Origin of the sequence: uncultured Roseobacter sp. (genome assembly GCF_947501835.1) — a bacterium.
Taxonomy (GTDB): Bacteria; Pseudomonadota; Alphaproteobacteria; order Rhodobacterales; family Rhodobacteraceae; genus Roseobacter.
This window is the reverse complement of the sequence record NZ_CANMXR010000004.1, coordinates 354,913-366,253: the sequence shown is the minus strand read 5'-3', so window position 1 is coordinate 366,253 and position 11,341 is coordinate 354,913. Positions and strand designations below refer to the sequence as shown.

Below are 11,341 nucleotides of genomic sequence, written 5' to 3'. Positions count from 1 at the left end.
CTATTTCGCCTCACTATTTTGCACGTGGATCAAAGACCTTGTAGAGCAGGTCGGAGAAAATATTCAGCAGGATGAAGATCAGGCCGACAACAACCGTCCCGCCCAGCACCGCGTTCATGTCCGCGCTCAAAAGCGCCGTGGTGATATAGCTGCCGATGCCCGGCCAGGAGAAAATGATCTCGGTCAGGACAGACCCTTCGAGCAGGTTGGCATAACTCAACGCAATCACTGTGATCAGCTGGACGCGGATGTTTTTGAAGGCATGTTTCCAGACCACGTCCCATTCTGACATGCCCTTCACGCGGGCCGTGGTGATGTACTCTGCGCTGAGCTGTTCAAGCATGAAAGAGCGCGTCATCCGACTGATGTAGGCCAGCGAGAAATATCCCAGCAAGGACGCGGGCAGGATGATGTGCGAAAACGCGTCCTTGAAGACGTCCCAGTTGCCGTCGAGGGCGGCATCCACAAGGATCAGGCCCGTGACACTGGGCACCACATCAACGTAGAAAATCCCAACGCGGCCCGGCCCGCCGACCCATCCCAGAATACCGTAGAATATCAGCAGCCCCATCAGGCCCAGCCAGAAGATCGGCATGGAATATCCCACAAGGGCAACGACGCGAGCAATCTGGTCGATCCAAGAGCCCTTGCGCACAGCGGCCAGCACGCCCAGCGGCACACCCAGAACGATGCCGAAGAGAATGCCGAGCGTCGCCAGTTCCAGCGTGGCAGGGAAGACGCGCGCGATGTCCTCGGACACGGGCCGCGCGTTCAGCAGTGAGGTGCCGAAATCCAGATGCAGCACGTCCCATATGTAATAGAGAAATTGCACCAAGAGCGGTTTGTCGAGACCAAGCTGTTGGTAGACCGCATCATAGGTCGATTGCGACGCGCGCTCGCCCACGATGGCCAGAACAGGGTCGATCGGCATGACCCGCCCGATGATGAAAGTAATGAAAAGCAGGCCCAGCAGGGTCACGGCGACCGAACCAAGCGTCAGCAGCGCGGTCTTGGCAACGGGCCAAAGCTGCTCTGACAGAGGCGCCCGCTGGGGGCGCCTCCGGTTGTTGTCCTCTGTGAGGGCCATTTACTTGGTGACCTGCCAGTAGGCTGCGGAGGTGACCGCCTGACCGGTTGACCAATCCGTCACGTTGTCGCGCAGAGCGGATTGTTCGATCTGCTGGAACATCACCACGAAGGGCGAGGTCTCGCGGAACTCCGCCTGGATATCCAGATACATCTGCACCCGCTTGTCGCGATCCCCTTCGGTAACGGCTGCCGCGACTTTCTCCGTCAGGCCGCCGGTATCCCAGCTGTTGCGCCATGCCAGAAGACCCGTGGCATTGGCCTCGTCGGAGTTGTCCGGGTTATAGGCAAAGGTGCCTGCGTTGGTCTGCGGGTCAGGATAGTCCGGCCCCCAGGCGCCGAGATAGACATCCAGTTCCCGTGCACGGTACCGCGCGAGGATCTGCTTGGCCGTGCCGACAGTGATATTGACCTTGATGCCCGCCTGAGCTGCGGCATTCTGGAAGGATTGTCCGATCTCGATGCGCTCCTGCGCTTCACGCACGCCGATTTCGACTTCAAGACCTTCCACACCGGCGGCTGCCAGCAACTCCTTGGCTTTCTCGATGTTGAAGGAGAACGGGTTTTCCTCAGACGCGCCCAGATAGGTTGCGGGCAGGAAGTTCTGATGAATCGTATACTGACCGCTCAGAAAGCTGTTTTTCATGCCTTCGTAATCGACAAGATACTTGAACGCCTGACGCACTTCCGGCTTGGAAAGCTCGGGATGCTTCTGGTTCAGCGCCAGGTACATCAGACGGCCTTTCAGCTCATCCGCGATTTTCACGCCATCGGCCTGCGACGCACCGGCAACATCCTCGGGGTTGAGGTTGCGCGCGATGTCGATATCGCCACGCTCCAGCAGCAAGCGCTGGGACGCGCTTTCAAGAACATGGCGCACGATCACCCGTTCCATAGCGGGTGCCCCTGCGTAGTAGTCGGGGTTGGACGACAGCGTAACGCTTTCATTGGGCTTCCAGCTGTCCAGCTTGTAGGGACCGGAGCCCGCAGAATTGGTTTTCAGCCAGGTGTTGCCCATGTCGCCATCGACTTCATTGGCCATCACAACTTCCTTGTCGACGATCCCACCGATGGTGGCCGTCAGACAGTTCAGCACGAAGGAGGTTGCGTATTTCTGATCCGTCGTGATGATCAGCTTGTTGCCGTCGGCCCGGATCGTCTCCGCGACGTTCTCGGGCGTAAAGCCAAACTGCGTCAGAATGAAAGCGGGTGTCTTGTTCAAGATCACCGCGCGCTGCAGTGAGAAAGCCGCATCTTCGGCCCGCACCGGATTGCCGGAATGAAAGGTCACCCCTTCGCGCATGGTGAAGGTGATGGTCTTGCCATCCTCCGAGACATCCCAGCTTTCGGCCAAGTCGGGTTTGTAGCCCGCGGCCAGATCGTTGGGGTCGAGATTGACCAACCGGCCATAGACGTTGCGGCTGATATCGGAGCCTGCAAATTCGAAGCTCTCGGCCGGGTCGACGGTTGTAACATCATCGATCCGGTGCGCGATCACCAGCATATTGGCGGGCGTCTCGGCATAAGCCGTCAGTGATGTGACACTGACCGCAAGGCCAATCGCGGCACTTGTCAGTAGTCTGTTAAAAGCATTCATTTTAGAACCTCTCCTGTTCCGTTTCAGTACATTTTCCGCGCGTGCTCTGGGAGTTAAGCCCCCCATGTTTTCTCCAACACACGCAGCCAATTCTCGTGACACAGCTTGGCCATCAACGCGTCGTTGTAGCCATGCTGCGCCATCGCATGTCTCAGGTCGGGCAACCCGGCGCAGGTCGTCAATGCGTCCGGCACAATAGCCCCATCATAGTCAGATCCGAACCCAACCCGGTCCTCGCCCAGATGCTCGATCAGATGATCGAGGTGGCGCAACATCTGTTCCAGCGGCACATCAGATACCATGCGCCCGTCATCCCGCAAAAAGGCCACCGCAAAATTCACCCCGACCATACCGTCGCTTTCCCGGATCGCGGCAAGCTGTTTGTCGGTCAGGTTGCGGCTGTGCGGACAAATGGCGTGCACATTTGAATGTGTCGCGATCAACGGCTTGGATGAATGCCGCGCGACGTCCCAAAAACCTGCCTCATTGAGGTGCGATAGATCGATCATGATCCCCAGAGCATTGCAGCGCTTGACCAGCCGCAAGCCGTGATCTGTCAGACCGCTGCCAATGTCGGGCGTGCTGGGATAGCGGAAGGGCACGCCGTGACCAAATATCGTTGACCGGCTCCAGACCGGGCCGATGGACCGCAGCCCCGCTTGATAGAGCACTTCCAGCGTATGCAGATCCGCGTCGATGGCCTCGGCGCCCTCGATGTGGAAAATCGCTGCCAGTTTGCCTTTGTTCAGGGTGTCTCGGATCTGCGCCGCGGTTCGGCAAACCGTCAATGCGCCACGCGCCTCCAGATCCAAAAGGATTGCCGCCTGCGACATCACAACGGGGAAAGCATCCTCCCATTCGATCGGATCGGGCAAGGGCAAATCGTAGGTTGGTTTTGCCATTTCCTTGAATTTGAAATCGAGATCCAGGGGAGAAGGCACGTAGATGGCGAAAAACCCACCACCAAACCCACCCGTCGCGGCTTTGCCCGCGTCAATGGCGCCATCACGCCCGGAAACGAAGGTTTCGGATGCTGACAACCCACCGGCGCGGTAGAGTTTCAACAAGACATCGTTGTGACCGTCAAAAATGACGGGAGCGGTTTGATTTGCCACGCTGTGAGTGTCCCCCAAAGACCACCTAGCCACCTTACGCCAGCATTACTCATAGACCATCCCTTTTAGTATGATATTTTATCATTGCCTTATGAGCGTTTTGCAGGGAGACCCGAATGGCGACTAAAACTTGGCACAGCCTGCCCGAATATCAGGCATTGCGCGCATTGATGGAGAGCGGAACCACATCCAAAGCGGCCATCCGGCTTGGCCTGTCGCAATCCGCTGTCAGCCGCTCCATTGCCAACCTTGAGGCGCGCACCGGGCGGATTCTATTCGAGCGGGATGGCGGTCGGCTGCGCCCGACTAACGAGGCCGCACAATTGAATAGACGGCTTGATCCGCTGTTTGAAGCGCTCGACCGCATCGATGGCCCGCCCGAAGCCGCACAGGAAACACTGCGCATCGTAGCGCCTCCAACCTACGCCCACCGGTTTCTGGTGCATCATATTGCCACCTTCCTCAAAACGAACCCGCATTTCTATGTGAGCCTCGAGGTTTCCCCATCCGAAGATGTCATCCGCGGCATTCTGGAGGAGAGGTTCGATCTTGGCCTCACAGGTGTCGAGCTTTCGCGCGATGGCGTGAAACTGACCCCTTATCGCACCTCCAGCGCGGTCTGCGCCATGGCCAGCGACCACGCTTTTGCCTCCCGTGAAACGATCCAGCCAGAGGACCTGGACGGGCAAGCCCTGATCGCGCTGACCCACCGCCACGCCCGGCGCGCCCAGCTGGAAAAGGTGCTGCATGGCTGCCGCAGCACGCCGCATATCGTGGCGGAGGCATCGACATCCTTTGCGGCGGTGGACCTGGCCAAGGAAGGGCTGGGGCTGACCATCGTCAATCCATTCCCCGTCGTCCAGTACCGGGCCAACGATGTGGTCTTCCGGCCCTTCGCGTCGCAGATCGAATATCGCAGCTACTTTGTCACGCCGGATCATGGCCCCACGCCCAGCATTGCGCGCGCTTTCATGCGGCACTTGCGACTGCACACCGCCCCGGACCCCTTTTCGCAAAAAGCATGACGCAAATCTGCCCAGTATGAGTTTTGCCCGAGATTATGCGCCTGCCTGCTGTGGACCTCACTTCTTGGGTCGTTTAGGGGATAGTTGAACAGCACAGGGTCCATGTAGGCATGACAGAAATGAAAAATCCCGACATCATTTACACCAAGGTTGACGAAGCCCCGGAACTGGCGTCCGCGTCACTCCTGCCCATCATTCAGCGGTTTGCCTCTGCTGCGGGCATTTCGGTGGGGACGCGTGATATTTCGCTTGCCGGGCGCATCATCTCTGCCTTCCCTGAGAACCTGACGGAGGGGCAGCGCCAGACCGATGACCTCGCCGTCCTTGGCCAGCTGGTGAAAACTCCGGGGGCCAATGTCATCAAACTGCCGAATATTTCTGCCTCCGTACCGCAACTGGTCGCGGCGGTGACGGAGCTGCAATCGCAGGGGTACAATCTGCCCGATTACCCCGAAACGCCCGCAACGGACGCTGAAAAGGCGATCCGTGCGCGCTATGACGCGATCAAAGGCTCCGCCGTGAACCCGGTGCTGCGGGAGGGCAACTCCGACCGGCGCGCCGCGGTGGCTGTCAAAAACTATGCGCAGGCGAACCCGCATTCGATGGGCACGTGGTCCGCGGATAGCAAAACCCATGTGGCCACGATGGGCGCACATGATTTCCGCTCAAATGAGACATCCGTAACGCTCTCCGCCCCGCAAGCCGGTGCTGCGCGGATCGAGTTGGTCGGCAAGGACGGATCGGTCACCACCCTCAAGGAGGGTGTCGAATACCCTGCGGGCACCGTGGTTGATGCGACCTTCATGTCCGCCAAAGCCCTGAGCGCCTTCCTGCTGGACCAGATCGCCGCGACCAAATCTGCGGGCATCCTGTTTTCGATCCACATGAAGGCCACGATGATGAAGGTCTCGGACCCGATCATTTTTGGCCATGCGGTCAAGGCCTTCCTGAAGCCCGTGTTTGATACCTACGGCGATGCGCTGGCTGCGGCGGGCGTCAACCCGAACTCCGGGCTGGGCGCGGTTCTGGAAGCGGTTGCCGAGGCCCCGGAGGCAGATGAAATTCTCGCCGCCATTGACGCGGCGATGGCCGACAATCCGCCGCTCTACATGGTGAATTCCAACAAGGGGATCACCAATCTGCACGTGCCGTCGGACGTCATCATCGACGCCTCCATGCCGGCCCTGATCCGCGCGGGCGGCAAAGGATGGGGACCGAATGGCAAAGAAGCAGACACAGCCTGCGTGATCCCTGACAGCTCCTACGCCGCCGTCTATGACGAGGCGATCAAGGACTGTAAGACGCACGGCGCGCTCGATCCATCGACCGCTGGCACCGTGCAAAACATCGGATTGATGGCGCAGAAGGCTGAAGAATACGGCTCGCACCCCACGACATTCGAAATCCCGACCGACGGCACCGTGCGCATGATCGCCGCCAATGGCGACATCCTGCACGAACATGTGGTCGAAGCCGGGGACATCTGGCGCTCGGCTTCGACGCGTCAGGCGCCGATTGAAGACTGGGTGCAACTGGCCATCGATCGTCAGGCGCTGGAAGGATGTCAGGCCATTTTCTGGCTGGATGAAACCCGTGCCCATGACGCACAGCTTTTGAACTACGTCAGGCCCCTGTTGGATGCTGCGGGTGCCAGCGAGAAATTCCAAATCCTCGCGCCACGCGAAGCCACCCGGGTGAGTTTCGAGACGATCCGCAAGGGGGATACGTCGATCGCGGTGACCGGAAACGTTCTGCGCGACTACCTGACCGACCTCTTCCCGATCCTCGAATTGGGCACCTCGGCCAAGATGCTATCTATCGTGAAGCTGATGAAGGGCGGCGGGCTCTTCGAGACCGGCGCCGGTGGATCCGCGCCAAAACACGTTCAACAATTGGTCGAAGAGAACCACTTGCGGTGGGACTCACTGGGCGAATTCTGTGCTCTGGGCGAAAGTCTGAAGTTCCTTGCGCAGGTCAAAGGCAATGCCAAGGCCAAGGTGCTGGGCGATGCGGTTGACGTGGCGACCCAAGGCATTCTGGACAACAATAAGTCGCCGAATCGCAAGGTCGGTCAGACAGACAATCGCGACAGCCACTACTATTTTGCGCTTTACTGGGCGCAAGCCCTCGCCGCGCAAACCGACGACGCGGAAATGGCGGCGCATTTTGCACCCATGGCGCAGGCGCTCGCGGAGAATGAAGCGGCGATCCAGGCGGATTTCGTTTCCGTCCAGGGCGCCCCTGCGGATATCGGGGGATATTATCACTCCGATGCTGACAAAACCGCAAAGGTGATGCGCCCGTCTGCAACGCTGAATCAGATCATCGGCTAATCATGCGAAGTGGCCCCCACCCCTCCGGGCATCGGTGGGGGCGCTCAGCGCGCTCTTTGCAAATGATACCCGCGCCTTAAAGGTCGGCCTGTCCTGAGCGCAAAAGACGTGAAAAACCCGCGCGTCTGGTCCCATAAAACGCGCGAGATCCGGGTGCTCCCAAGCATATCTTGCCAGATCCCACCCCTTACCGCATGACCTTGGTTAACAACGAAAATATTCCCGCATAGGTTATGTTCGTTTCCGATTCGGTGGTAATGAAGGCCATCAGACATCATCATTTTCGCAACAGAAACGGAAATTGCGAAATAAGGCGAAAATGCAGCAACGAGGTGTCTTGATTATGAATAGCAAAACGCGTAGGTGACAATTGTAACAGTTTTATTAGTAGGTCCGAGGTTAAACAATGTTCAAGAAGATCGCCATCGCAGGTGCCTTGTCTTTAGGCGTCGTCGGCGCCGCCCAGGCAAGCACCATTTCCGGAAGTTTCAGCGGAACAGTTGATGCACCCTCCGGGGCAACAGACCCTTCGATACAGTATATTGGAGCTGGTACCAGCAAGCTGGAGTGGGGCACACCCAGCCACAAAAACTATACGGTCGAGTCTGGAAATTCCAGCTCCCTGGAAATCAACACCACAAATTTCAGCTTTGAAAAAAGCGACGTGAAAAGCGGAAGCGTTCTGCTTGGCACGATCACATGGAACAACCAGTCCAATTTTCACACCGGGTCCGAATGGACCAGCAATGTGAACCTGGGGCTGAATTTCTTTGCACCGCTGGCGCTGACATTGAGCGACTCTATCGCGTTCGAGATCACCAACACGCCAGACGTGAGCTTTAACACCGACACCAACGAAGCGACGGGTAACAACGCCGACGAGATCAGCGGCATGCAACTCGCTGTTGGCGCATTCGGGGTACCGCTTGACTTGGGCGGCGGGCACACATTGGACGCCGTCTTCTTTGACCTCTTCGACGCCGGAACACGCAGCGCCTACAATGCGGGCAACGGGTTCTGGACCAATGTCGAAGGTGGTACATCCACAATTGGTATTTACGCAGATATTTCTACCGTCCCACTGCCTGCGGGCATGTGGCTTTTGCTGGGAGGCCTGGGTGGCCTTGCAGCCATGCGTCGCCAAGACAAGAAGGCGGCATGAGTATTCAGAGACCGATATCATCGAGCGCCAAGGTCGTTTCGACGGCCCGCACCGCTCGGCCACATCGGTCTCACCAGTTATAAAACTCGAATGCCCCGGGCCGTTCCGGGGCACTCTTAATTCTACGACCCGGTACTTAAGACTATTCGACTGTAATTTTTGGTAACTAGTTCGGAACACCCCAAGAGGTAAAAAATGAAAAACTCTGTCTCTCTCACCGCGTCCCTCGCCGCAGCAGCCGTGACCGCAATTTCGGTTTTGGCGCCAAACACATCTGCTGCTGAAGAATACAACATGTGCAACTGGGAAACGATCCCAACTGCGGTTTTGAACCGCATCGAAAGGCGCCCCGACTACAATGAAATCCTGCAACGGATGTTCAAGTATTGCCCCGAAAGTGCGTTGGGGCTGACGGACAGGCCAACAGCGTCGATCGGATTGGGCGCAGACCCTGAAGAAGGTGACGCCCTTGACCGGTCACGCGGTAATGGTCCGTCGCGCACGGCAGGCGACCCCGGTGGTAGCACGCCCGGCGGCGGCGGTGGCACCCCAGGTGGTGACGGCGGTACGCCCGGTGGCGATGGCGACACGCCTGGCGGTGGCGGCGACAACCCGGATGATCCCGGCGGTAACGGTGACAACCCAGGCGGTGGCGGCGTATTGCCAGGCTGATCGACCTTGCGATGAGTGATCGGGTCCGCTCGATACACCCTCAACATTCGTTTGATACGAAGGAAAGGGCATCCAATGGGATGCCCTTTTTGAATTCACGACCACGGCTGGTCCGTCGAATTCAGCGCATCGCGGTCGGACATCGCCGTCTTAACGAGACGCGGTCGGTTTATCGGTGATCAGCCCACCCGCAAGCACAGCATCCCAGCGGCTGAGCGCCTTTGGGTTTTGCAGCTTCAGGAAGGTATACCCTGTCGCTTCCCAAGCCACGATCTTGTTGGTCAGATTGTCGAGCACCAGATCTCCGCTCTGCGTCCGGAGAATAAGAACGGCATGGCTGTTCAGCCTACGATCCAGCACCGTCGCGATCAAAAGATCCTGCGCGGCCACGCCTCTTTCAACCAGCATTTTCTTCTTCAGCAAAACGAGGTCTTCGCAGTCACCACCGCGCGACGTGGGCAGTGCCCAATGCTCTTCTTTGCCATACTGTTGTTGGTCTTCGATCTGGCGGACCTGACGGTTCACCTGGCGATTGACCTTTGTTGCCAGCTTGACAACGGCGTCATTGCTGAGCGCTGAATGGCCGGTGCTTGCACAGGCCCAATTGTACTTCGCACAAAGCCCGGAGAAGCCTGGCGGGGCCTTAATCGACCGCTGTGCCACAAGAAAACTGCCGGAACTGGTGCCCGCGTATGCAGGTGCCAAATGACTGGTCGCGACCACAAACGCCAAGGCGGCGCATCCCAAAGACAGAATACGACGCGTTGTCACTTTGCGGGCCTTCATCAGATCGCCCCGGTCGTCAGTTTTTACACTCGCGTTAAGCACCAGCGAATTTCCCCTTGTGAATGCAGCTGCAGCCGAGCATCACAACCAAATCGGGCAATGTGGTGTCAGCATTGTGAATGTCTCAAGACAGCTAACACCCATGTCTTCGCAAACCGTGAAAACGGGCCGGTACCGCCCCGTTTGATCCAAGGATTGATCCATCTAAATCCCCTCATTTCGACTCAAAAGTCTCACAAAACACTTTCAATTTGACGAAATGAGACCCGGGCTGGCATCACGCCTTCGCTTCATGGCGCCGTGCCACAAAGCCGTTCCCATTCGCGTCACTTCCCCGTCCCGTTTCGCTCCGCGGTACAACAGCCTGCCCGCAGCGTTATTATGTTTAGTATGAGAACAGTAACGACATGGGCTGTCCATCGCCCGCGGTCGTTTGCGCAACATAATGCCGAATAGCGTCGGGCATCGGCGTAAAATTGATCACGAATTTGGTGAGCTTTCTCTGATAGGTAGAAAACCTACAATTCCTGCGGGATGAAAGGCCTGAAAATGCAACCGGCGGCGCCAGTTCACAAAAACCCAGACACTGCCTCAAGCACTCGTTCAGGGGCTTCCAGTTGCGGCAGGTGGCCGACGCCTTGCATAATTTCCAACCGATCCTGGCCGATCAAGCGGTGCAATGCCTTGCCTCGCGCAAGGGGGATCCAGGGATCATCCTCCCCCCACACAACCTGAACCGGGCATCGGATCGCACCAAAGAGCGGTTCAATTTCAGCGGTGTATTTTTCATCCGCCTGCGCAAACTGTTGGTAAAAGCTCTGGCTGCCCGCGTCCGTCAGCCAGGGCGCTGCCAGTTCCTGGAAATCCGCATCCGATATCTCGCTGATCAGGGCACCCTGGATGTAGGCTTCGACAATGGCGCGGTGGATATGCATCGGCAGCCCTTGAAAGGCATCCACATGTTTGCCGACGTGATCGAAAAAATCAGATCCCCAGGGGCGCATCGCCACGACGTTCATCAGCACATAGCGTTCGTAGTCACACCCATGCAGCAAATGCGCACGCAGGGTGGTCGCGCCCCCAAAATCATGCGCCATGACGGATGGCTTTTCCAATTGCCAATGCGCGAGCATTTCGGAAAACACGGCGCCCTGGACATCAAGCGACGTGCGTTGCCCGCTGCGCTTTTCAGATTGCCCGTAGCCTGGCATGTCGTACCAATAAACGGTGTACTTCCGGGACAATCGCGGAATGACACGGTGCCAACTGAACGACGACCACGGCCAGCCATGCGCAACCACCAGCGCGGGCCCTTGACCGGCTCTGCCAGCCGCCACCTTGCCGGCGGAGGTCTGGTATTCCTCAGTCAAGCGCCATTCTGACATCCGTTCGATCCAATGCGATACATCCAGGTTGGCCTGCAGAGTAGCCCCGGCCTCAGCGGATGTCCAAACCCGCTCCAGCCGATGTATGGAGCGTTTACTCTTGTCCCAAACACCTGCTGTCATCGCGTTTCAAAGGTCTTTGCGGCATGCATTCGGGGATTTCATCGCCCTGTCACAGTC

At 58.0% G+C, this 11,341-nt stretch carries 9 protein-coding genes; 4 read left to right on the top strand and 5 right to left on the bottom strand.

Translation table 11 applies throughout. The features are described from left to right. Positions 1-13 precede the first annotated feature (13 nt). Genes Q1A20_RS10770 through Q1A20_RS10760 form a run of 3 tightly spaced genes read right to left on the bottom strand, consistent with a single transcriptional unit; the run spans position 14 to position 3,798 of the window. Entirely contained in the window at positions 14-1,087 is a 1,074-nt protein-coding gene (locus Q1A20_RS10770; protein WP_299916932.1) for an ABC transporter permease, read from the bottom strand. After that, a complete protein-coding gene (locus tag Q1A20_RS10765) occupies positions 1,088-2,683 on the bottom strand; it encodes an ABC transporter substrate-binding protein (RefSeq protein WP_299916931.1) in 1,596 nt (531 codons plus the stop codon). It abuts the gene before it with no gap. Between the two features lie 53 nt (positions 2,684-2,736). Continuing rightward, positions 2,737-3,798, bottom strand: a complete 1,062-nt coding sequence (locus Q1A20_RS10760; RefSeq protein ID WP_299916930.1) for a dipeptidase — start codon at positions 3,796-3,798, stop codon at positions 2,737-2,739. A gap of 116 nt (positions 3,799-3,914) precedes the next feature. Here Q1A20_RS10760 and Q1A20_RS10755 point away from each other — a divergent pair, with 116 nt between their 5' ends. From Q1A20_RS10755 to Q1A20_RS10740, 4 genes are all read left to right on the top strand, one after another. Beyond that, positions 3,915-4,823, top strand: coding sequence for a LysR substrate-binding domain-containing protein (locus tag Q1A20_RS10755; protein ID WP_299407460.1), 909 nt, complete (start codon positions 3,915-3,917; stop codon positions 4,821-4,823). A 110-nt stretch (positions 4,824-4,933) separates the two neighbouring features. Next, positions 4,934-7,156 carry an NADP-dependent isocitrate dehydrogenase gene (locus Q1A20_RS10750; protein ID WP_299407458.1) on the top strand — a complete coding sequence of 741 codons (2,223 nt, stop codon included), beginning with the start codon at positions 4,934-4,936 and terminating at the stop codon, positions 7,154-7,156. Positions 7,157-7,562: 406 nt separating this feature from the next. After that, on the top strand, positions 7,563-8,318 hold the full coding sequence (locus tag Q1A20_RS10745; RefSeq protein ID WP_299916929.1) for a VPLPA-CTERM sorting domain-containing protein: 756 nt from the start codon (positions 7,563-7,565) through the stop codon (positions 8,316-8,318). Between the two features lie 195 nt (positions 8,319-8,513). Then, positions 8,514-8,990: a hypothetical protein gene (locus Q1A20_RS10740; RefSeq protein WP_298973276.1), complete on the top strand. Its 477-nt coding sequence runs from the start codon at positions 8,514-8,516 to the stop codon at positions 8,988-8,990. A gap of 150 nt (positions 8,991-9,140) precedes the next feature. Here the strand turns inward: Q1A20_RS10740 and Q1A20_RS10735 are convergent, their stop codons facing one another. Together Q1A20_RS10735 and Q1A20_RS10730 are read right to left on the bottom strand one after the other, a co-directional pair. After that, positions 9,141-9,776 carry a transglutaminase-like cysteine peptidase gene (locus Q1A20_RS10735; RefSeq protein ID WP_299407451.1) on the bottom strand — a complete coding sequence of 212 codons (636 nt, stop codon included), beginning with the start codon at positions 9,774-9,776 and terminating at the stop codon, positions 9,141-9,143. Positions 9,777-10,345: 569 nt separating this feature from the next. Continuing rightward, positions 10,346-11,284 carry an alpha/beta hydrolase gene (locus Q1A20_RS10730; protein ID WP_299407448.1) on the bottom strand — a complete coding sequence of 313 codons (939 nt, stop codon included), beginning with the start codon at positions 11,282-11,284 and terminating at the stop codon, positions 10,346-10,348. Positions 11,285-11,341: the final 57 nt, after the last annotated feature.

Bases quoted from the DNA above. Each gene is read 5' to 3' on its own strand.
- Q1A20_RS10750 (WP_299407458.1), top strand. From the start codon at position 4,934: ATGACAGAAATGAAAAATCCCGACATCATTTACACCAAGGTTGACGAA.
- Q1A20_RS10765 (WP_299916931.1), bottom strand. From the start codon at position 2,683: ATGAATGCTTTTAACAGACTACTGACAAGTGCCGCGATTGGCCTTGCG.
- Q1A20_RS10740 (WP_298973276.1), top strand. From the start codon at position 8,514: ATGAAAAACTCTGTCTCTCTCACCGCGTCCCTCGCCGCAGCAGCCGTG.
- Q1A20_RS10735 (WP_299407451.1), bottom strand. From the start codon at position 9,776: ATGAAGGCCCGCAAAGTGACAACGCGTCGTATTCTGTCTTTGGGATGC.
- Q1A20_RS10770 (WP_299916932.1), bottom strand. From the start codon at position 1,087: ATGGCCCTCACAGAGGACAACAACCGGAGGCGCCCCCAGCGGGCGCCT.
- Q1A20_RS10755 (WP_299407460.1), top strand. From the start codon at position 3,915: ATGGCGACTAAAACTTGGCACAGCCTGCCCGAATATCAGGCATTGCGC.
- Q1A20_RS10730 (WP_299407448.1), bottom strand. From the start codon at position 11,284: ATGACAGCAGGTGTTTGGGACAAGAGTAAACGCTCCATACATCGGCTG.
- Q1A20_RS10745 (WP_299916929.1), top strand. From the start codon at position 7,563: ATGTTCAAGAAGATCGCCATCGCAGGTGCCTTGTCTTTAGGCGTCGTC.